This is a genomic window from Desnuesiella massiliensis (assembly GCF_001403615.1).
Classification (GTDB): Bacteria; Bacillota; Clostridia; order Clostridiales; family Clostridiaceae; genus Desnuesiella; species Desnuesiella massiliensis.
The window spans coordinates 100,764-122,495 of sequence record NZ_LN879452.1; the positions used below are offsets into that span (position 1 = coordinate 100,764).

Below are 21,732 nucleotides of genomic sequence, written 5' to 3' on the forward strand. Positions count from 1 at the left end.
ACACCTTTTTTCACAGCCTCCTATAAGAAAACTGCCCACTAACTAACGAAGGTAGCTGGGCGGTTTTTATAAATTTTTTACTAGAATTTTAATGTTATATATTTGATAAGTTGCAATAAAATTTGACTTTTTAATTTATTTGATATAAAATTTTATAGTAAACTATATTTTGCTCTCATAGTTCAATGGATAGAACAGCCCCCTCCTAAGGGGCAGATACAGGTTCGATTCCTGTTGGGAGTACCACTAAAAAAGCTAGAGCTTTGATTTGTCAGAGTTCTAGCTTTTTGATTTATATCAGCTCCTGTTGTTTTGTTTGATGAATTTTATTTTCTGGTACTAATTTAAGCTTTTCAAATTCTTTATGAATAATACGGTTCTCACAAGGGCACTAAGTTTTTTGACATTGCAAAATGCTTGTGGTAATATAAATCATAGAACTATATTTCTAGATTTATAGAAATAAAAAGAGGTAAGGTGAAGAAAATGATAAACGATCAAGAAATAAATCGCGCTGTAAATATCTATAAAGCGCTCGGCGAACCAAATAGGATGAATATCACAAAGTTACTCTTATCTGAAGATAATTTATGTTGTTTAGAGATAGAAAAAAAGTTAGAGTCCATTGCTGGTTCAACTTTATCACATCATTTAAAACTATTGACTGATTGTGGTATTTTGCGTATATATAAAAAAGGAACATACAGATACTATGAAGTAAACCAGGAGTTACTTGAATATTATGCTCCATATGTATTGAAGTAATTTTTTTATCCTTTAATTCGATGTTTATCGAAGTAAGAAGTTAAAAATTTAAACCTCAATGGTTAGATGTCATTTTATTTTTAGTTAAACTTGTTAAGTTTGTCACATCCTATACCGCTCTATATTTCGATATAATTAGAAATATAGAAATATGAAAAGGAGATGATTTTGATTTAAATAAACCGTGATTTACTTTTTAGTAGGAACAGATGATTATATAATTGTTGTTGGAATTTTAGATAAGATAGCTGAAACAAATAATATATCTGTTTCTTCTGTTTTAACATTGCAGTTTGCTTATATTTATTTTAAAAGAGAGAAGAAATTATTTAAAAAATTTAACAAGCAAAAATTTTTATAGAAGGAGAAAGAAATATGAAAACATTAGTTGTAATTAGTCATCCTCGTCAAGATTCACTGACTTTTTCAGCTGCAAATGAAGTGATAAAAGGACTTAAAGAACAAAATCATGAAGTTGAAATTCTTGATTTATATCGCCATGATTTTAACCCACTCGTTTTTGAAGAAGATGAACCAGATTATAGTAATGCAGAAAAAGTTTATTCTAAAAAGGTTGAAGATGAAATGGAGAGAATTAGGAATGTTGATAGCATTGTTTTCATTTTTCCAATCTGGTGGCATAGTATTCCCGCAATGCTAAAAGGTTATATAGATCGAGTTTTTAATTATGGGTTTGCTTATGGTCCAAACAAATTACCTGTTGATAAAATCAGATGGCTAGGATTTGCTGGAGATACAAGAGAGTCATTTAAGAAAAGAGGTTATCATTTAACAATTGAACACCATTTAAACGTTGGTATTTCTGGTTTTGTTGGTGTGGATGACTCAGAGGTTGAAATCCTATATAACACAATAGGTAAAGGTATTGACCAAGAAAACACTGAAGCACATTATGAAGATTTCCTAAAAAAGGCATATTTGCTTGGTAAAAATATGTAATTGTGTTATGAATTAAAGATACTCTAAACAAAAGGGACGAAAATAATAAATTTTGCCTTTTCAGAAGTGAAGATTAGGAAGAAATCCAGGATAAAACAATATATCCTGGATTTTATTCTTATGTTTTCCGCAAAAATACTATGACTATAAAACCAAATTATGGTGTATAATAAAATTATAAATTAAGCAATATTGAGAGGTATTAGAATATAATATAGTTGAACCAAGTGGCTCCATAACTCAATATACTTTGGTTAATGGAACCTATGGAACCCCAAGAGTGTTTTACTCTAAAGATACTTATATAAGCTCAATTTATAAGGACTTAGAAATTAAGCTTGAAAATATATTTAATTAGAAATAGACTTAACACTGAAATGCACCTCAAACTTTAGACAGCATAGTTTACTGCAATTAAGGAAAGGGTGTATTTTTGTTTTGTAGAATATATGGGGGTTGAAATATGATTATAAGAGGTTATTCAGAAGAACAGTTAAAGGAAGCTTATTTATCATTAAATGATGAACAGAAGCAGGTATTAGATGAACATATTAAGCAAGGAATGAAGACCAAGTGGCTAAATATATTAGCTAAGAATAAGGGAACTGTGCTTACGGAAGAAGAGAGAGAAAAGCCAGAAATGGCTATGGAGAAGCTGCTTGATTGGATACTTTTAGACTATGAAGACAGTTTAACTATAAATCCAAATACAAGGTGTGAGTGCGGAAGAGCTCTGAGATATAGGTACACAGTTTTACATAAAAGCACAGGCAAAGTTTATAAATTAGGTTCTGTACATTTTGAACATCATACTGGCTTTAGTCCTGAATTAGTTAGATTAATAACCAACGGAATAAAGGAGATAAATCTTGAACGGGATGAGATACTTTCTAAAGTTATTAGAAGATGGACTTTTCCAGGCAATATCCCACCTACCATAGCAATACCTAAAGATATGGTAGAACAATTAAGGGTTAATTTGCCCTTATTAGACAGGCAAGTTACAAGACTTATAGATATAATCAATACCTACAATGCATTAACTCAAACCAGCTTAACCTCAAAGAAGATAGAATTACCACCTATAGATTTATCCTATGTAGATCCAATAGCCCTATATAATAAACTAAAGTCTACTAATATATCAGCTTATGAAGCAAAGGAGTTATTCTATTTTATAAAGTATCATACTGATGAGCTTCCAGAGCTTGATTTAGATTTAGATGAAATTAAGAAAGATTCCACAAGGGCGTTGGGGAAGATAGGGAATACTAGTATTCGTAAGTGGTTAGTGGAAATAGAATATTTGTGATAAAATTAATAATTATACATAAAGAGGTGATTAAACAGTGGACATAACCATTGATGAAAAATTAGGTTATATAAGAGATATATTCGATTCATTATATATATATGAAAATAGAAATTTATTAGAAAAAACTATGAAGGATGTGGATATTAGTTTAAATATACCTAAAGAACTAAATCAATGTATTAACTTTATAGAAAAAAATAAAAGTCTAGATAAAGATAAGTTATCCTTCTTTTTTCATGAATTTAATGGCATAGAAGAAGGCTTTGATTTAGCCAATGTCTTTTGTAGCAGCAAAGATTTAGATAATAAGGATTTTGAAGAGGCAATTGAGATAATAAAAGCTCGTAGTAGTGAAGAAATTATAAGAAGAGCAGCAAAGCTACTACATATGAATGAGACAAATGAATATGCAGATAATGAACAAGAGGAAATTTTAAAAGGTAAAGATAGTATTTATAAGTTTGTTAATAATCTAGAATTTAAAGAGGAAGAAAAATGGAGATTGTATGTATTTTTAAGAGAACCAGAAAAATATAGAGAAGAGTTTGTTGGCTTTTTAAGAGATTATAAACCTGAATTTGATAAAATATATGAAAAGATAGCAAAAGAAAGAGAAAAGTTTATTTTAGGCATAAAAGATTCTGTGAATAAAAGTGGAGAAGAGTTTTTAACTAAGTATAGCTATTTTATTAACTTTAAAGGAGTAGAAAGAGTAATTATATTTCCTATGATGTACAACTGCTATAGTATTAATTTTGGTTTCTATGATGAGAATACGGTTTATCTAGGACTTGGTTATAGATTTGATAAAGATATTATCCCTATAAAGAATAATAAGGATAATGAAGAATTTATACTTTCTATAATGAAGAATTTATCCGATAGCAGTAGATATAAAATTTTAAAAATATTAAGCAAAGAAGAAGGCTATGGTATGGATTTAGCAAGAAAATTAAATCTCACTACCGCAACCATATCACATCATATGAGTAACTTACATTTAAGTAATATGGTTACTATAGAGAAGCAAGAGAATAAAGTATTTTATAAATTAAATAAAGCTGTTATAAAAACAGCATTACAACAGATAAGTAAAGATTTGGGATTAGACTAATATTGATAAAGAACTACATTAGAAGCTTTTATAAAGAAGGCTTCTAAAATTTTAAAATATAATTAGATGTGCAGCTAATATTACTATTGACATGTATCTAATATATGCATACAATAATATTAGATAAACATAAAATGTAGTTTTATATAGATATCTAAATTAAGGAGAGGTTTTATGAAGAGGTATTTATTAAAATTTAAAGGAAGTCTTTTATTAGGATTTTTGATGGTCAGTATGGCTTCAGTTCTAAATGTTTATATTGCTTATGTTATGAAAAAGTTAATTGATGTAGCAACTACAAATAGTACTGAGGAATTCATCCCTGTAGTCTTATTTACGGCAGGTTATCTTATGCTGAGTGCTATAGCTGGATTTATGTTAAAATTAGTGGTAGCTAACTATATGAAGAGGACTATGAGCTATATGAAAAATGATATTTTTAGTAATATATTAAAAAAGAATATAAAAGATTTGAATGGGGAGAATAGTGGGAAATATATATCCGTAATTGCAAATGATATAGCTATAATTGAAGCAGATTATTTTAATAATATATTCAGTATCTTAAATGCAGCAATTTCTTTTGTATTGTCCATTATCTATATGTTTAGTTTAAGTTATAAAATCGCATTATGGCTTATAACTATGACCTTACTTAGCATGATACTTCCACAGATATTTGGAGAAAAATTAAGCAAGTACAAAGGCAACTATTCCAATAAGCTAGAGACGTTTACTTCCAAGGTCAAGGATATGCTTACAGGCTTTGAGGTGATAAAAAGTTTTAATATAGAAAAGAAAATTGAAAATGAGTATGGAAAGTATAATAATGAGGTAGAAAAGTCTAAGTTTAAGTTAAATGTATATACAGGCATAGTGAATAGCTTAGCAGAGCTTTTGGGAAGTCTTTTATTCGTAGTTGTTTTTGTAATAGGAATATATCTTGTGCTAAAAGGAGAGATAACCCTAGGTATTATGATTGCATGTATACAATTAACTAATAACATAGCTAACCCTGTAGCTATGAGTATACAATATTTGAACAAAATTAAATCTATAAAGGATATAGGAAATAAAATATTAGATTTAACTAAGGATAATGAAATCAAAGCAGAAGGTACCTTGAAAAAAGTTTTTGAAGAAGTTATAGAATTTAAAACTGTAAGCTTTGGTTATAAGGAAAACAGCTACAATATAAAAAATATAAATTTAGTATTAGAAAAAGGTAAGAAGTATGCATTAGTAGGAGGCAGCGGAGGAGGAAAATCCACCATATTAAGATTAATGCTAAGGTATTACGATAATTACCAAGGAAATATATTAATGGACGGAGTAGATATAAGAGACATAAGTATGGATAGTTTATATAAGCTGCAATCTGTAATTCATCAAAATGTATTTATGTTTGATGGTACTATTAAGGATAATATAACTTTATATAATGAATACTCTGAGGAAGAAATATATAGGGCTATAAATCTTTCGGGACTGCAAACTTTAATAAGTAAATTACCTAAAGGTATTTATAATGAAGTAGGGGAAATGGGTAACCTGCTTTCAGGAGGAGAGAAACAGAGAGTAGCTATAGCCAGAGCTATAATTAAGAATACTCCTATAATGATATTAGATGAGGCCACATCAGCTCTAGATAACGAAACAGCTTATATGCTTGAAAACACCTTGCTAAGTATGAAGGATATAACCTCCATAGTGGTTACTCATAAATTATGGGAAGAAGTATTGAACAAGTATGATGAAATAATAGTTTTAAAGGATGGCTATATTATTGAAAAGGGAAGTTTTAACGAATTATTAAATAGTAAAGGATATTTTTATAGCATGTATTATTTAGAAAATGCCAAGGAAGAAAACAGAGAGAGTGCATAAAAAATCTGTAGAGAGGTTTCTCTACAGATTTTTTCTATAAATATAAGACCATAAAATTTCAATAAGAAACAGTAATATCTATTAAATTACTAAATACTATATTACATAAGGATATGTATAGTTATATTTATTTAAGGTATAATTAATTGTAGCTTTCTATTGAAATAAACGTATATTTAATAGAAAATGAATTAATTTTAGAGAGGTATTTTATGAAGAAAAGGACTGAAAGGAACAAGAAAGGAAGCACCAAATTAAAGACTGTATTTATAAATATAGGATTTTTCTTTTTAGCTCAAATAATAGTGGCAATAACCTTTTCTTTTCCTATGGTGTATTATGGACCTTTCGTTAATATAAGGGAGACCTTAGTTACTTCAGCTATGACTACTTTAAGTCACCAGTATTTAGTGACTACCTTTATAAGTGATAAGGAAATTAATAGAATAAGAGAGAAGAATAAGATTGATGATAACAAAAACTCAGATGAAAAGGCTATAGAGGTGATTTCGCAAAAGGAAGAGGAAAAATACAAGGATCCAAGAGAGGGAATAACCTATATAGATATAAGTACTGATAAATTTAAGGGATATTTACTCATAATAGATGACCCAAAAAGAGTTAGAGTAGGTACTACTGATAAATTAGGAAAGTCAGGTATGAAGGTTGATGAAATAGTAAAAAGATATGGAGCTATAGTAGGGATAAACAGTGGAGGCTTTGAGGATGAAAACGGACAAGGTACAGGAGGGGTGCCCCTAGGAGTATTAGTAGAAGATGGACAAATACTTTATGGAAAGCCAGGCGTAGTGCATTCTATAATTGGATTTAATAAAGAAGGAGTACTTATATTAGGAAAGTTTACTCTAGATCAAATAAAAGAAAAGAATATTCAGCATGCAATATCCTTCAATCCCTTCTTAATTGTAAATGGAGAACCTACCATAAAACAAGGAGATGGAGGATGGGGGATTGCACCTAGAACCGCTATTGGTCAAAGAAAGGACGGAGCTGTGGTTATGTTGGTTATAGATGGAAGACAGATAAGCAGCATAGGGGCTACCTTAAAAGAAGTACAAGACATACTATTAAAATATGAAGTGTATAATGCTGCAAATCTAGATGGAGGATCTTCTACTACCATGGTTTATGAAGGAAAAATTATAAATAAACCTTCCAGCCAATATGGACCTAGGTATATTCCTTCAGCTTTCATAGTAAAATAGAGTATGGAAGCGTAAGCGTATAAATACCCGTTCTATTTTAAACAGACAAGCAATCTTTAACCTAAAATACAAAAATAAGTAACATTTATTATTAAAGAAATAGAGATAATTATGATATAATTAAAATATCATGCTAATTGTATGATATTTCAGAATAATTTTTATAGGAGTGTGGTACTTTTGGACCCTAGCACGTGGCAAAGTATATTATTAATTGTATTATTATCATTATCATCATTTTTCTCAGCTTCAGAGACTGCCCTTATGACCCTAAGCAAAATAAGGATACGTCATATGGTAGAAGAAAAAGTTAAGGGAGCAGACAAAATAGAGAAGCTTATTGAGAATCCTAATAGGTTATTAGGAACCATACTAGTGGGAAATAATATTGCAAATATAGCAGCTTCAGCATTAGCTACCTCTGTAGCTCTTAAAATGTTTGGAGATAGCGGTGTTGGCATAGCTACTGCTGTAGTGACAGTGCTTGTGCTTATTTTTGGAGAAATAACTCCAAAATCTTTAGCGGCTCAAAATTCAGAAAGTGTTTCTTTAAAGGTGTATAAGCCTATTTCTCTTGTGGTGTTTTTACTAAAACCTATAGTTAATATATTTACATTTATTTCTTCAGGATTTATAAGATTATTTGGGGGAAATCCAAATAAAAATCAGCCCTTTATAACTCAAGAAGAGCTAAAAACTATGGTGGATGTGAGTGAAGAAGAAGGGGTTTTAGAAGAAGAAGAAAAAGAGATGATATACAATGTGTTCGAGTTTGGGGATCTTCAAGTAAAGGATGTTATGGTTCAAAGAGTGGACATAGTAGCTATAAACACAGAGTCCACTTACGATGAGATATTAGAAGTGATAAAAAGAGAGCAGTTTTCTAGAATACCTGTATACAAGGAAACTATAGATGATATAGTTGGCATATTAAACGTTAAGGATTTATTGTTTACCAAGAATATTGATGAGGCCTTTAGTATAGAAAAATATATGAGAGAGCCTTTTTATACCTTTGAATTTAAAAAAATAACAGATTTATTTAGAGAAATGAAAAAGGAAAGAAATCATATGGCAGTAGTGCTAGATGAATATGGTGGAACAGTAGGTATTGCCACTATAGAAGATTTAGTGGAGGAAATTGTAGGGGAAATAGAAGACGAGTACGATGATGAAGAAGACAAAGAAATAGATGTTATAAAAGAAGATGAATATGTAGTAGCAGGAAGCTTAAGAATAGATGAAATCAATGATCTTATAGGTACCTCTATAGAATCCGAAGAGTTTGATTCTGTGGGAGGTTTTATAATAGGACAACTAGGCAGATTCCCTGACGCTGGGGAAGATGTAGAATATAATAATATAAAGTTTGTCATAGAGGATATAGATAAAAATAGAATTAAAAAGGTGAGAATTTTTACTTAAATCCTTATATTAAGAAAAGACTATATGTGATTAAAGACATATAGTCTTTTATGTTAATTTACTTTGCATAGATTAATTGGAGGAATTTATGGATTATATAAAAGTAGCCATTGAGGAAGCAAAAAAGGCCTTATATCTGAAAGAAGTACCTGTAGGAGCTGTAATAGTTAAAAATGATAAAATAATATCTACTGCATATAATTTAAGAGAAACTTTAAATAGATCTACAGCTCATGCGGAGATACTGGCTATTGAAAGGGCCTGTGAAGTTGTTAATAATTGGAGGCTGACGGATTGCAGCATGTATGTAACCTTAGAGCCTTGTGCTATGTGTGCAGGGGCTATAGTTAATGCTAGAATAAAGAATTTATATATAGGAACTTTTGATCCAAGAGCAGGGGCTTGTGGTTCCGCAGTAAATCTAGTACAAAATGAAAGGTTGGGTCATTTTGTCAATGTTCATTGGTTATATGATGAGGAGTGCAGTAATTTATTAAAAGACTTTTTTAAAGGATTAAGAGCATAATTAGAATTGTTGATTTATAATAATAAAAAGATTATAATTTTTATTATAATTCATTTGGAGAGATGTCCGAGTGGCTTATGGTGGCGGTCTCGAAAACCGTTGTGCGGTGTTAAGCCGCACCGAGGGTTCAAATCCCTCTCTCTCCGCCAAGGTTTAGTCTGCATAATATATGCGGGCTTTTTTATTATATATTTTGGGGGATGATAAAATGAATTTTGATAGTGAAGCAGCAAATTGGGATAGTGAAAAAAGGGTTAAACGAGCTAAGGTTATCGCAGAGGAAATAAGCAAGGCACTTGATGAAAAGAAGCCTTGTAGCGCTATGGAATTTGGCTGTGGAACAGGATTGATTAGCTTTAATCTTTATGATGGTTTTGATAACATAGCTCTTGTTGATACCTCTCAAGGAATGATAGATGCCTTAAATTCAAAAATTAAGACACAGAAAATTAAGAATATGGTGGCTTACAAGTTAGACATAAATGAAGAGCAAAAAGATTTAGAAAAGTTTGATGTAATCTATACCTCCATGGTATTGCACCATATTTTAGATACTGAAAGAACCTTAAAAAGCCTCTACTCTTTATTAAAGGAAGATGGCTGTTTATGCATTGTTGACTTAGATGAGGAGGACGGAAGCTTTCATAGCAATTATGAAAATTACGATGGTCATAATGGCTTTAATCAACAGGAGCTTGGGAACATGATGAAGCACATTGGATTTAAAGAAGTTAGTTCAAAGATTATATATAGAGATATAAAAGAAATAGATGATAAAAAGATAGATTATTCTTTGTTTTTAATGAAAGGAATACGAGAGTAAGATAATAAAATTGCCATAACAACATTTAGCTATTAATAAATAAATCGAGAAAGGAAGAGTGGAATGCTCTTCCTTTAATAATTTTTACAAACATATTATAAAATTATTTTATTAGTTAACAACTTTGTAACAAGTTAATTAAATTTTGAAATAAGTCTTTGGTAGTATATAGGTAAATAGTTAGGGGGTATTGAGATGAACAAGTATAGATTGAAAGCTATAACTGGGTTATTGACCATAGTGATCTCTGCGGGAATTCTTCAGGGGTGTTCTAAAAATAAAACCGTAGTATTAAATAAGGATACAAGAGTAGAACAGCTTGAGGCAAAAATCTCTAATATCACAGTAGAAGAGAAACGAGTGGATTTAAATTTTAAAGCTGTTTCTAATTATGAGGGAGATGAATTTCTACCAAGTTTTTGGTATGGTGACAGAGTTTTAGGAACTATTTATAGTCATGGATTTGAGTATAGGAACTTTAGAGAGTATCCATTTAAGTCTATAGCTAAAGAGAATTTCTATAGTTTAGGTGAAGATGGAGTGTTCAAGAAAACAGAAAAGAATATTCGAGATCTTAATCATAGAAATATTAAAGATATAATGTGGATAAATAGCAATGAAGATATAGGAATGATATACTATTACGATTTTACAAAGAACGAGGACTATGTACCCTTAATAAAAGGTGCGGAATTATTTGATGGATTACCAATTAAGGCAGATAGAAGCAAGGAAATAGTAAAAGGAAAAGATTCATATGCATATAGTGTTGTAAGCAATAAGGACTGTGAGTTGGTAGCTGGAAATGAGGAGTATTTAGCGGCTTGGGGCATAGATGATACTACAAACAAAAGTGTTATTAGACTTTTAGACATAGGAAGCAATAAATTATATAAAAGTGACACTTTAGATGGTATAGATGTAAGAAAAGTACTATATATTAAAGAATTAGAAAAATTTATTGCTATAGATAAAAATGGCCAATGCTATAAGCTTACTATAAAAGGTGATAGAATTGAAGTCGAAAATTTTTCTAAGATTGATTTAGGTGATTTACAAACTATTAATTATAAAAGACAAATAACCTTAATCAATGGCAGCCAAATAGCTATATCAAATATAGTAAAAAAATTAAGAAATATTTTAATAAGATATGATTTTAAAAATAATGAAGTGAATTTTCTATTTAATACATCCGGTGATGAATGGATTAGTGTAGTAGAGTATTACCCTGAGCAAAATATTATAGTATTATGTAAAGAAAAAGATATTGAAGATATGAAGTTAAAAAACCCCAATAGGCAGTTTGGCTATAAGGTAATAAAAAGTTCAATAGAATCTATATATTTAGCTCAAATAGTAGATAATAAACTTGAAATTTTTTATGAGAGTAAGCTTAATATGAAGTCTGAAGAGATAAGTGAGTTTATTCGTTGCTCAATTAATGAAAAAGGGGATAAAATATTCCTATACCAACCAATAACTACCGTGAAGGATGATACCTACATAAAGGAGAATGTTGTATACACATTCTATAATATAGTGAAAAAATAAAAGATGGTAAAATCCATCTTTTATTTTTATAATTTGGTAAAATGGTAATATATTATAAAACATTAGGGGGATTAAGGTGAACAAGTATAAGATTTTAATTGTAGAAGATGAATTCTCTATAAATGATATATTGACTATAGCTTTATCAAAGGAAGGATATAGGGTTAGAAATGTATTTAATGGTAAGGATGCTTTAGAGGTTATAGAGGATTTTAATCCAGATTTAGTTTTATTAGATTTAATGCTTCCAGACATAGATGGTTTTGATATATGTAAAAGAATATCCCATAAGTATTTGGTGATAATGCTTACTGCAAGAAATGAGATTATAGATAGAGTATTAGGCTTAGAGCTAGGAGCAGATGATTATATAGCTAAGCCTTTTGATATTAGAGAGGTGTGTGCTAGGATAAAAGCTTTATTCAGAAGATTAAATAATGAAGAAAGAAGCTGTAACTATGATGAGTTTAAAGATATCAATAGCTCTATTAAAATAAATATAAAGAGTAGAATACTTCTAAAAGATGAAACAGAGATTTTTTTGAAGAGAAAAGAATTTGATTTGCTGCTATTTCTTTATGAAAATAGAAATAGAGTATTTTCTAGAGAAGAACTTTTGGACAAGGTATGGGGCTATGAATATGAAGGTGATACAAGAACTGTAGATGTTCATATAAGAAGGATTAGAGCTAAGTTAGATAGTGAAAATAAAGAGTCTATTATAGAAACTGTATTTGGCATAGGATATGTGATGAGGTGAAGCTATGGTTAGAACCCTTAAAGGAAAAGTTATAGTGAGAGCTATTATAATCATAACCCTTTTAGCTATAGCTTTGGATATGGCCATAAACAAGATACTTATTAAAAATTTAGAAGATACTATTGTTAAAGAGATGAATTACGCTAGGACTGTGACTGTAGACAATATAAATAATTATAATAAACTAAAAGAGCTATCAAAAGCTGAAGAAGATAGCTGGAAAGTACTTAATAGTACAAGCAATCTTTTCAAGATGTATACTGCATTAGCCAGTAAAGAAGAGCTAATAAACTATAGCGGTAAAATTGTTAATCTTGAAGAGATATATAAAATAATAAAAAGCAGCCAGGGAATTAAGTCTATTTTAAACTTAAATTATAATAGGGGCGCTTTGGAAGTTACCTATTGTTATCCTGTGTACATAGACGAGTATTTATATGGAGTATTGATATTTCAAAGAGATTATAACGAATTATATAAAAATAACAGAAGTCTTATGGTTATGATCACACTTATTGAAATAGTCATGTTTATATCATTAATAATACTCATATATATTGTTGTAGGTAGGGCTACAAAGCCTTTGAGCTATTTATCACAAGCTATGAAAGAGGTAGCAGAAGGAAATTATGATGTAGAAATTTCATTAAGCACTGGGGATGAGATCGAAGCCCTTGGTAAAAGCTTTAATTTTATGAAGTCTAAAATAGAGGATCAATTTAATTATATAAATGCTGAGAAGCATAAGGTAGAAAAATTAGAGAAATCTACTAGGGAGTTTTTTAATAATGCTACTCATGAAATGAAGACCCCCATAACAGCAATTTCGGGTTATGTTCAATTGCTAAGAGAAAAGGGGTTAGAAGAAGCGGTAAGTAATAGAGCTATGGACAGAATAGCAATAGAAAGTCATAGGATGGATAAGCTTGTATGTAATTTGTTAGATCTATCTAGAGGGAGACTTCAAATAAAGAAAGAGAGAGAATATTTTAGTTTGTCAGAAGTCCTAGATAAAGCTATAGATGAATTGAGTATAAAAGCATATAAGAAAGGAATAAAATTTAAGAAACAGATCTCAACTTTAAATGCTTATGGAGTGAAGGAGGAAATAAAACAAGTTATAAATAATATGCTGGATAATGCTATTAAATATTCTGCTGGAGATTATATAAAAGTTACAGGTTATGAAGATAAAGATTTTTCTATTTTAGAATTTTCAAATCCATGTAAAGCACTGCCAGAAGACATAAAACATAAGCTGCTAGAGCCTTTTGTAAAATATAACTACAATGATGCTAGTATAAGCAGCTCTGGCTTAGGACTTTATATATGCAGAAATATCATAGAAGAAAATTTTGGGGAAATTACTTATGTAGTAGAAAAGGAATGTATAACTTTTACCATAAAATTTTCCCAAAATCACCCTTTTTATAAAGAAACTCGTATTAACCTATAGGAGGATGTGAAAAACATAGGTATTCTTTTTCACGGGCCGCTCGTGGGGCTCCACGCGCGGTGTAGGGAAACCTATAGAATACCTTTTTTCACAGCCTCCTATAAGTAAATAATATTTATTACGAGGTGGATCTTATGAAAAGAAAGCTTATACCTTTAATTATCCTTCTAGCAGTAGCCTTATCAGGTTGTATTTCCCCGGAAATTGAAGATAAGGAAGGGAAGAAAGAATCAGTAGAAGTAGCGGAAAATAAAGAAAAGGAAGAGATTAAGGAAGAACCTAAGGTAGAAGTTCCTTTAATCCATTCTCAAGTAGATAAAAATAAAAATGGAGTTGCTGACCCTATGGATTTAGTTATAGCTGCTAGGAGAGAAGGAGCAACTAAATAGTTGTGAAAAATATAGGCAAAAGTGATCAAGCATAGACAATGGTATATATTTTTTAATAACAAAAGCTCCCTACATTCGTAAAGAGTGTAGAGTGGTGATTAATAAATCACCCAAAACTCCTTTAATTGCTGGAAGTCCCTAAAGCTAACTAAACCACAACATGACCATGAAATAAGGGTGAGTGTGAAGGTTACGAAAGTAGAAAAAATTAGTTAGATGGAACAAGGTTAAAGCCTAAATTCTGAAATAATGGGTAATCAGCAGGGAAGTCCCGAAGAGGGAAACCTTCAACGACTAGAGCAAATGCTCGTACCTACAAGCGTAGGGAAATGGGGAGCATCCTTAATGGATGGTGATATAGTCTGTGCTCATATGAAAATATGAGAAGTTCTTAAGAGAACTGCTTAGATGTAGCGAATCTAGGTGAACACTCTAAAAATATGTATAAATGAATTATTAGTTATTCGTATTTTCAACCGTATTTTGAAATTTTATATGAAAAATAGGCGTATAAAAGTAACCTATTAATTATTTTCTAAATCTTTCATAATTCATATCTTACCAGAAATGCTTATTTTACAATATTATACTTATATAGAGTCTATAATAGGGGATACTATATGCTAGATAAAGTAAAATAAAGCGAGGTGAGAATAATGGGTACTATTATAAAAACCGTTAAGCAATACTCCTATGAATTAGATAATGAACATTTAAAAGAACTATTATTCATAGGAAATCAATATAAAAATGTTAAAAACTATGTGTATTCAAGATTTAGCGGCATTAATAGTATTGCATTATTGAATAAACCTAGACAAATAAGAGATGAATGGGTAAAAAATGAGTTTGCAAAACAATGGAAATTACCAGCTAGGTATTGGAAGTTAGCTTTAAGCGAAGCAATGAGTAATATAAAAACTCAATGGAGTAGTATAAAGAAGAGAATTAAAGAACAAGTTAGAATTAATGATAATTTATCTAATGAGGATAAGCATTATATAAATTATATATTAAAGTTTGAAGATTTTTATCATAAGGTATTAACTAATGAAGTTTTTCCTATTCCTAAGATATTTCAACATAATGATTTAAATTATAAGTATCTTAACAATCTTATAAAAAGATATACTAGAAAATATAAAAATAAAATACCTTATTCCTACAAGGGCAATACATTTTCAATAGATGAAGGATTGTATTCTTATAAAGATAGCTGTATAAATATAACTTGTACTAAGAAAGGCGAAAGATTACCTATAAAATTAACTGATAACAACAAACATATTAGAACTTTAATAGTTAAAATTATGGGTAATAGATTAGAAATACATTGTCCTTTAAGAATTAAATCCAAAGAAAATAGAAATGACGAAAAAATTATAGGAATAGATAAAGGGTATAGGTATTTATTTGCAGTATCTAGTGAAAAATTTTACGGAGAAAAATCAAATGATTATCTTGGAAAAGAAACGGAAAGATTGAATAAAGTTAATACTGCTAGAAATAGATTTTGGGCATTGTATAATCGGTATTTAGAAGAAAACAACCATATAAAAGCCAATAATATAAAAGAAAATAATTTAGGGAAAGTAAAATATAATCACAATAAACAAAAGCATGATCAAATCTTAAAATCTTATATAAACTATTCCTTAAATCAATTAATAAAAGTGGAGAAACCTACTGAAATAGTAATGGAACAATTAGATTTTGTTAATTGGAAGGATAGATATCCTAAGCTGGTTAAACGAAGATTATCCAGATGGATAAAGGGATATATAAGAGAAAGGCTTGAGTATAAATGTGATTATAACAGTATCAGATATACTTATATCAATCCTGCATACACAAGTAAAGTATGCAATATATGTGGTAGTTTTGGTATAAGAAAAGAAGATATATTTACTTGTCTTAAATGTGGTGAAATTCATGCTGATTATAATGCTAGTAAAAATATATTAAATAGAAAATATGATAAAGAAATTGATTTATATACTTCATATAGAAAAGTGAAAGAGATATTAGAAAAAAGGATAAGTTAAAAAATATTTAATCACGAATATATGTACCGACCAAAGGAAGCATATATTTTATCAGAAATGAGGGTTAAATAATTTTACAAATATAAGATTTCAAAATACGGTTGGAGGATAGATTTATATATTGAATAATATATAAATTAACTGGTTCAACCAAGGCTTAAAACTATTTAAAGATAGAATAAGTGCGAATTATCTAATATGTGTACATTTGTATATGTTTTTAGAACCAGAAGCGAAGACTGTATATAAGGACAGTTATTATGTAGGAGGTTATCCACCAGAAAGTGAAGGAGTATGTACCGATGTTATATGGAGAGCCTTTAAGGGGATAGGAGTAGATATAAAAGCAGCTTTAGATAAGGACATAAAAGCAAATACTTCTCTTTACCCAAGAGTAAACGGAAAACCTGAGCCTAACATTGATTTTAGAAGAGTACCTAATCAAGATGTGTTTTTTAAAAGATTTGCAGAAAGCTTAAGCGTTGAAATAAAGTCTGGTGATATAGAAAATCTAAAAGGCTGGCAGCCGGGAGACATTATAACCATACTTTCACCTTATCAGCATGTAGCTATCATATCTGATAAAAGAGATGAAAATGGAGTACCTTACATAATTCATAATTTTCCACCTCAGGCTAGAGAAGATAAGCTTTCTGATTATTTGAATACCATAAAAATTAAGGGACATTATAGGTGGAAATATTAGTATGGTATAAATTTCTATTGACAAGAATTTTATAAAGGCTTACACTAAAGCTGTAAAAGTTAATAATTTTATCTTCAGGGCAGGGTGTAATTCCCTACCGGCGGTATAGCCCGCGAGCCGTAAGGCAGATTCGGTGAAACTCCGAGGCCGACAGTAAAGTCTGGATGAAAGAAGATGATTACAAGTTTACATTAATCAAAAAAGATTAAGTATGCTTTTTCATGTTGTAAGAATAGGCTCTGAAACTTTGTTTCAGAGCCTTTGTTTTTATAAATGGTTTCTATGTATATTATATAGAGATTTGCATGCGAATATTTTAAAAATGTAGGCTTAAGTGATAATCTAAGATGATTTTTTGCCCTGAGTTTTTACTCAGGGCTTATTTTTTTATAAAGGGTGATGCAGATGGATGGAAAATATATGAGAAGAGCATTAGAACTGGCACAGCTAGGAGAAGGAAGGGTTAATCCTAATCCTTTGGTAGGAGCCGTCATAGTAAAGGAGGGAAGGATTATAGGAGAAGGGTATCATGAGTTTTTTGGAGGACCTCATGCGGAGATAAATGCTTTTAAAAGCTCTAAAGAGTCAGTAGAGGGCGCCACTATGTATGTAACCCTTGAGCCTTGTTCTCATTATGGAAAAACTCCTCCTTGTGCAAAAGCCATCATAGAAAAAAAGATTAAAAAAGTAGTGATAGGTACCTTAGACCCTAATCCACAGGTATCAGGCAGAGGAGAGCAGCTATTGAAATCACATGGTATTGAGGTGGTAAAGGGAGTGCTAGAGAAAGAGTGCATTGAGATAAATGAAATTTTTATGAAATATATAAGCAGCAAAAAGCCCTTTGTTATTATGAAGACCGCTATGACCTTAGATGGAAAGATATGCACCTTTACTGGGGACTCTAAGTGGATAACTAATGAAGCTTCAAGAAATTATGTGCATAAAATCAGAAATAGGGTTTCAGCCATTATGGTAGGAATTAATACAGTTCTAAAGGATGACCCATTATTGACCTGTAGACTTGAAAATGGAGTAAATCCCACAAGGGTAATAATAGACAGCAGCTGTAAAATACCTATGGAAGCAAGAATTTTAAGCATAGCTGATGATGCTGGCACAATTATGGCTACCACTTCTAGGGCTTCTAAAAGCAAGATTAAAGCTTTAGAGGAGAGAGGCATTAGAGTTATAGAGACCCCCGAAAAACAGGGTAAGGTGGACTTGAGCTTTCTCATTAGTGAATTAGGGAAAAGTAATATAGACAGCATCCTTTTAGAAGGTGGAAGTACCTTAAATTATTCAGCTCTAGAAGCAGGTATAGTAGATAAGGTTCAGTTTTTTATAGCCCCTAAAATAATTGGGGGAGAAAACGCAAAAACTCCTGTAGGTGGCAGAGGTAAGGAGTATATGAAAGATAGTATTGATGTTTTTGATACAGCAGTAAAAAACTTTCAAGGGGATATATTAATAGAAGGATATGTAAGAAAAAAGGAGAGATAAATTGTTTACTGGGCTTATTGAAGAGATAGGAAAGATAGAAGCCATAGCAAAAGGTGAGAGGTCTGCAAGACTAACCATTAAAGCAGAAAAAATTATTGAGGACCTTAATATAGGAGATAGTATAAGTACCAATGGGGTTTGCTTAACGGTAACTAGTTTCAGTAGGAATACTTTTACTGTAGATGTGATGGCAGAAACTATGAGAAGAAGTAATTTAGGAGATCTATGTACTGGAGAGGAAGTAAACCTTGAAAGAGCCATGAAGGCGGAGGGAAGATTCGGTGGACATATAGTCAGTGGACATATAGACGGCATAGGAAAAATAATTTCCCTTGAAAAGGAAGATAATGCTACTTGTATTTCAATTTCTACCCAAAGCAACCTATTAAAATACATAGTAGAAAAAGGTTCAATCACTATAGATGGAATAAGCTTGACAGTGACTTATGTGAATGATCAAAGGTTTACTGTGTGTATAATTCCTCATACAGCAAAGGAAACTACGCTGCTAAATAAAAACATAGGAGATATGGTAAATCTAGAGTGCGATATCATAGGAAAGTATGTGGAGAAGTTATTAAACTTTAAAACCTTAGAGGATAAAGCTAGCAATATAACTGCGGACTTTTTAAAGAGTAATGGTTTTATGTAAATAATTATAAGGAGGTATCAATATGTATAAATTCAACACCATAGAAGAAGCTTTAGAGGATATAAAACAAGGAAAAATGCTCATAGTTATAGATGATGAGCAAAGAGAAAATGAAGGAGACCTGATTATAGCCGCAGAAAAGGCTACTCCAGAAGCCATAAATTTTATGGCTAAGTATGGAAGAGGCTTAATCTGTATGCCTATGGAAGAGCAGCGATTAAAGAAATTAAACATAAATCCTATGGTAGAAAAAAACACAGATTTCCATGAAACTGCTTTTACCGTATCCATTGATGCCATGGAAACTACTACAGGTATATCTGCTTATGAAAGATCCTTTACAATTCAAAAAGCTATAAATATTAATAGCATAGCAGAGGATTTTAGAAGACCTGGACATGTCTTCCCCTTAATGGCTAGAAAGGGTGGGGTTTTAAAGAGAGCAGGACATACAGAGGCTGCAGTAGATTTAGCAAAGTTAGCTGGACTATATGCTGCAGGAGTTATATGCGAAATAATGAATGAAGATGGAACCATGGCTAGGACTCCTGAATTGATGGAATTTGCTAAGAGTCACAATCTTAAAATTGTAACTATTGCGGATTTGATAGCTTATAGAAGACATAATGAAAAGCTTATAGAACGAGTGGTGGTTTCAAAGATGCCTACAAGATATGGGGACTTTGATATATATGGATATATAAATAAACTAAATGGAGAACATCATGTAGCCTTAGTAAAAGGCGAGGTAAATGATGGTGAGCCTGTACTGGTAAGGGTACACTCTGAATGCTTAACTGGTGATGCTTTAGGATCAAAAAGATGCGACTGCGGAGAACAGTATGCCGTAGCTGTCAAAAAGATTCAGGAGGAAGGAAGAGGTATTCTTCTTTATATGAGGCAAGAAGGAAGAGGAATAGGTCTTATAAATAAACTTAAAGCTTATGCTCTCCAGGATACAGGTCTTGATACCGTAGAAGCTAATTTAGCTTTAGGCTTTCCAGAGGATATGAGAGATTATGGAATAGGAGCTCAAATTCTTGAGGACCTAGGGGTGAAAAAGTTAAGGCTTATGACTAACAACCCAAGAAAGCTTTCTGGACTTTCAGGCTATGGCATGGAAGTAGTGGAGAGAGTGCCAATTCAGATGAATCACAATGAAAAAAATGAATTTTATTTAAAAACAAAACAAAGAAAATTAGGTCATTTATTAGAATGGGAGGAATAAAAAAATGAGAGTATTTGAAGGAAATTTAGTATCAGAAGGATTAAAGTTTGGAATAGTAGTGGGTAGGTTTAATGAGTTTATTGGCTCAAAATTACTAGGAGGAGCCATTGACGGATTAAAGCGTCATGGAGCAAAGGAGGAGGAAATAGAAGTAGCTTGGGTGCCAGGTGCCTTTGAAATACCACTAGTAGCAAATAAGATGGCTAAAAGCAATAAGTATGATGCGGTTATCTGTCTAGGTGCAGTCATTAAAGGTTCCACACCACATTTTGACTATGTATGTGCAGAGGTATCTAAGGGGGTCGCCAGTGTGTCCTTAGCTTCAGAAATACCAGTAATCTTTGGAGTGCTAACTACGGATAACATAGAGCAAGCCATAGAAAGAGCGGGCACTAAGTCTGGTAATAAAGGCTATGATGCTGCTGTGACTGCAATAGAAATGGCTAATCTTTTAAAAGGCTTAGAGTAAAAAATAAGGGAGTAAGTAAAAGAAAGACTATGCCGCGAAGAAGTGTAACTAGCTTACGTTTTACGTAGCAGAAGCCTTGACTCTTAACTACTTCGATGCAATTTTTGTATAAAGGGAACATCCATAGATTTTGATAAAACAAAATCTATGGATGTTCCCTGTTTCATTAATTAATAACATATATTAACAAATTGGTGTACATATGGTATTATGTATTAAATACACCAATGTTATTTCTTGATCAAAAATAATATGGAGGATGCCATAAAATGAAAAGGGCTATATTTATAACGATAATCGTTTTAATTACTATTGCAATTTTTAGTTTCCTAGGATATAAGCTTCAAAAAAACTTGGTTAAGAATGTGCCTAAAAATATACTAATCCCTAATTTGAGGAAAAGCAAAAGTGAAGTATTTAAAAGCTTAAAGCTAGAAGAAGGTAGAAATATAGAACAAAATAAGCAGTCCCCAGCTATGTATGATTACAAGAAAAAACAAAAGTTTGGAAGTGAATATTTTACACAATCGCTTCTTTTTGATATTAATAATAATACTTTATATGGACTTCTATACCTCAATCGATATAGCCAAAACTCTGAGGAAGGATATAAGGAAGTTATGAGACTAAATAAAGAATTAAATAAACAATTTGGTGAACCAACAACCTATTCATCTGCTGGTAATCGAATCGAGAAAATGCCAAATTATAATGATTTAGTGAAGAGTAAGAATGCTCTACATTATTTAGAAACCTGGAAAGTAAATGATGAAGTTATGGTCCAATTAGATATGAACTATGATACTAACAATGGTATAGTTGTAGATGTTGTATATAAATTAATTCCACCAATCTTAAAAAATAATTAATAGTATTTCTAATACTTATGGATTTTAGATATATCTATCAACAGTATGAAGTAAAATAAT

The 21,732-nt window shown here is 30.9% G+C and carries 20 protein-coding genes, 2 tRNA genes and 1 riboswitch; all 22 genes read left to right on the forward strand.

Annotated features, from left to right (window positions below; all coding sequences use genetic code 11):
• Window positions 1-171 precede the first annotated feature (171 nt).
• Window positions 172-246, forward strand: a tRNA-Arg gene (locus tag BN2665_RS02120).
• Between the two features lie 240 nt (window positions 247-486).
• Window positions 487-765 (forward strand): ArsR/SmtB family transcription factor, encoded by a 279-nt coding sequence (locus BN2665_RS02125; RefSeq protein WP_055665558.1) that lies wholly within the window; start codon window positions 487-489, stop codon window positions 763-765.
• A gap of 375 nt (window positions 766-1,140) precedes the next feature.
• Window positions 1,141-1,725, forward strand: coding sequence for an NAD(P)H oxidoreductase (locus BN2665_RS02130; RefSeq protein ID WP_055665467.1), 585 nt, complete (start codon window positions 1,141-1,143; stop codon window positions 1,723-1,725).
• A 463-nt stretch (window positions 1,726-2,188) separates the two neighbouring features.
• On the forward strand, window positions 2,189-3,037 hold the full coding sequence (locus tag BN2665_RS02140; RefSeq protein WP_055665468.1) for a hypothetical protein: 849 nt from the start codon (window positions 2,189-2,191) through the stop codon (window positions 3,035-3,037).
• A gap of 37 nt (window positions 3,038-3,074) precedes the next feature.
• Window positions 3,075-4,154, forward strand: a complete 1,080-nt coding sequence (locus tag BN2665_RS02145; protein WP_055665469.1) for an ArsR/SmtB family transcription factor — start codon at window positions 3,075-3,077, stop codon at window positions 4,152-4,154.
• Window positions 4,155-4,328: 174 nt separating this feature from the next.
• On the forward strand, window positions 4,329-6,041 hold the full coding sequence (locus BN2665_RS02150; RefSeq protein WP_055665470.1) for an ABC transporter ATP-binding protein: 1,713 nt from the start codon (window positions 4,329-4,331) through the stop codon (window positions 6,039-6,041).
• Window positions 6,042-6,253: 212 nt separating this feature from the next.
• Window positions 6,254-7,267, forward strand: coding sequence for a phosphodiester glycosidase family protein (locus BN2665_RS02155; RefSeq protein ID WP_074042200.1), 1,014 nt, complete (start codon window positions 6,254-6,256; stop codon window positions 7,265-7,267).
• 180 nt (window positions 7,268-7,447) lie between these two features.
• Window positions 7,448-8,692: an HlyC/CorC family transporter gene (locus BN2665_RS02160; protein WP_055665471.1), complete on the forward strand. Its 1,245-nt coding sequence runs from the start codon at window positions 7,448-7,450 to the stop codon at window positions 8,690-8,692.
• Window positions 8,693-8,780: 88 nt separating this feature from the next.
• Window positions 8,781-9,218 carry a nucleoside deaminase gene (locus BN2665_RS02165; protein ID WP_055665472.1) on the forward strand — a complete coding sequence of 146 codons (438 nt, stop codon included), beginning with the start codon at window positions 8,781-8,783 and terminating at the stop codon, window positions 9,216-9,218.
• A gap of 56 nt (window positions 9,219-9,274) precedes the next feature.
• Window positions 9,275-9,367: transfer RNA gene (locus BN2665_RS02170), tRNA-Ser, on the forward strand.
• Between the two features lie 59 nt (window positions 9,368-9,426).
• Window positions 9,427-10,041, forward strand: a complete 615-nt coding sequence (locus BN2665_RS02175) for a class I SAM-dependent methyltransferase (RefSeq protein WP_055665473.1) — start codon at window positions 9,427-9,429, stop codon at window positions 10,039-10,041.
• A gap of 195 nt (window positions 10,042-10,236) precedes the next feature.
• Window positions 10,237-11,595, forward strand: coding sequence for a hypothetical protein (locus BN2665_RS02180; protein WP_055665474.1), 1,359 nt, complete (start codon window positions 10,237-10,239; stop codon window positions 11,593-11,595).
• A 76-nt stretch (window positions 11,596-11,671) separates the two neighbouring features.
• Window positions 11,672-12,355, forward strand: a complete 684-nt coding sequence (locus BN2665_RS02185) for a response regulator transcription factor (RefSeq protein ID WP_055665475.1) — start codon at window positions 11,672-11,674, stop codon at window positions 12,353-12,355.
• 4 nt (window positions 12,356-12,359) lie between these two features.
• Window positions 12,360-13,811, forward strand: a complete 1,452-nt coding sequence (locus BN2665_RS02190) for a sensor histidine kinase (protein ID WP_055665476.1) — start codon at window positions 12,360-12,362, stop codon at window positions 13,809-13,811.
• A 134-nt stretch (window positions 13,812-13,945) separates the two neighbouring features.
• Window positions 13,946-14,200: a hypothetical protein gene (locus BN2665_RS02195; protein ID WP_055665477.1), complete on the forward strand. Its 255-nt coding sequence runs from the start codon at window positions 13,946-13,948 to the stop codon at window positions 14,198-14,200.
• A gap of 656 nt (window positions 14,201-14,856) precedes the next feature.
• A complete protein-coding gene (locus tag BN2665_RS02200; RefSeq protein WP_055665478.1) occupies window positions 14,857-16,245 on the forward strand; it encodes a zinc ribbon domain-containing protein in 1,389 nt (462 codons plus the stop codon).
• 214 nt (window positions 16,246-16,459) lie between these two features.
• The gene (locus BN2665_RS02205) at window positions 16,460-16,951 is read left to right on the forward strand and encodes a DUF1287 domain-containing protein (RefSeq protein WP_055665479.1); all 492 of its coding nucleotides are present in this window, start codon (window positions 16,460-16,462) and stop codon (window positions 16,949-16,951) included.
• Window positions 16,952-17,017: 66 nt separating this feature from the next.
• Window positions 17,018-17,131: riboswitch (FMN riboswitch) on the forward strand.
• 225 nt (window positions 17,132-17,356) lie between these two features.
• The gene (gene ribD / locus BN2665_RS02210) at window positions 17,357-18,454 is read left to right on the forward strand and encodes a bifunctional diaminohydroxyphosphoribosylaminopyrimidine deaminase/5-amino-6-(5-phosphoribosylamino)uracil reductase RibD (protein WP_055665480.1); all 1,098 of its coding nucleotides are present in this window, start codon (window positions 17,357-17,359) and stop codon (window positions 18,452-18,454) included.
• Between the two features lies 1 nt (window position 18,455).
• Window positions 18,456-19,106, forward strand: a complete 651-nt coding sequence (locus BN2665_RS02215; protein ID WP_055665481.1) for a riboflavin synthase — start codon at window positions 18,456-18,458, stop codon at window positions 19,104-19,106.
• Between the two features lie 22 nt (window positions 19,107-19,128).
• A complete protein-coding gene (locus BN2665_RS02220; protein ID WP_055665482.1) occupies window positions 19,129-20,334 on the forward strand; it encodes a bifunctional 3,4-dihydroxy-2-butanone-4-phosphate synthase/GTP cyclohydrolase II in 1,206 nt (401 codons plus the stop codon).
• A 4-nt stretch (window positions 20,335-20,338) separates the two neighbouring features.
• Complete coding sequence (ribH, locus tag BN2665_RS02225) at window positions 20,339-20,803, forward strand: 6,7-dimethyl-8-ribityllumazine synthase (protein ID WP_055665483.1); 465 nt, start codon at window positions 20,339-20,341, stop codon at window positions 20,801-20,803.
• Between the two features lie 269 nt (window positions 20,804-21,072).
• On the forward strand, window positions 21,073-21,672 hold the full coding sequence (locus BN2665_RS02230) for a hypothetical protein (RefSeq protein ID WP_055665484.1): 600 nt from the start codon (window positions 21,073-21,075) through the stop codon (window positions 21,670-21,672).
• Window positions 21,673-21,732: the final 60 nt, after the last annotated feature.

Excerpts from the sequence above, each read along its gene's own strand:
- BN2665_RS02125 (WP_055665558.1), top strand. The coding sequence starts at position 487 with ATGATAAACGATCAAGAAATAAATCGCGCTGTAAATATCTATAAAGCG.
- BN2665_RS02130 (WP_055665467.1), top strand. The coding sequence starts at position 1,141 with ATGAAAACATTAGTTGTAATTAGTCATCCTCGTCAAGATTCACTGACT.
- BN2665_RS02140 (WP_055665468.1), top strand. The coding sequence starts at position 2,189 with ATGATTATAAGAGGTTATTCAGAAGAACAGTTAAAGGAAGCTTATTTA.
- BN2665_RS02150 (WP_055665470.1), top strand. The coding sequence starts at position 4,329 with ATGAAGAGGTATTTATTAAAATTTAAAGGAAGTCTTTTATTAGGATTT.
- BN2665_RS02155 (WP_074042200.1), top strand. The coding sequence starts at position 6,254 with ATGAAGAAAAGGACTGAAAGGAACAAGAAAGGAAGCACCAAATTAAAG.
- BN2665_RS02165 (WP_055665472.1), top strand. The coding sequence starts at position 8,781 with ATGGATTATATAAAAGTAGCCATTGAGGAAGCAAAAAAGGCCTTATAT.
- BN2665_RS02175 (WP_055665473.1), top strand. The coding sequence starts at position 9,427 with ATGAATTTTGATAGTGAAGCAGCAAATTGGGATAGTGAAAAAAGGGTT.
- BN2665_RS02180 (WP_055665474.1), top strand. The coding sequence starts at position 10,237 with ATGAACAAGTATAGATTGAAAGCTATAACTGGGTTATTGACCATAGTG.
- BN2665_RS02190 (WP_055665476.1), top strand. The coding sequence starts at position 12,360 with ATGGTTAGAACCCTTAAAGGAAAAGTTATAGTGAGAGCTATTATAATC.
- BN2665_RS02195 (WP_055665477.1), top strand. The coding sequence starts at position 13,946 with ATGAAAAGAAAGCTTATACCTTTAATTATCCTTCTAGCAGTAGCCTTA.
- BN2665_RS02200 (WP_055665478.1), top strand. The coding sequence starts at position 14,857 with ATGGGTACTATTATAAAAACCGTTAAGCAATACTCCTATGAATTAGAT.
- BN2665_RS02205 (WP_055665479.1), top strand. The coding sequence starts at position 16,460 with ATGTTTTTAGAACCAGAAGCGAAGACTGTATATAAGGACAGTTATTAT.
- ribD (WP_055665480.1), top strand. The coding sequence starts at position 17,357 with ATGGATGGAAAATATATGAGAAGAGCATTAGAACTGGCACAGCTAGGA.
- BN2665_RS02220 (WP_055665482.1), top strand. The coding sequence starts at position 19,129 with ATGTATAAATTCAACACCATAGAAGAAGCTTTAGAGGATATAAAACAA.
- ribH (WP_055665483.1), top strand. The coding sequence starts at position 20,339 with ATGAGAGTATTTGAAGGAAATTTAGTATCAGAAGGATTAAAGTTTGGA.
- BN2665_RS02230 (WP_055665484.1), top strand. The coding sequence starts at position 21,073 with ATGAAAAGGGCTATATTTATAACGATAATCGTTTTAATTACTATTGCA.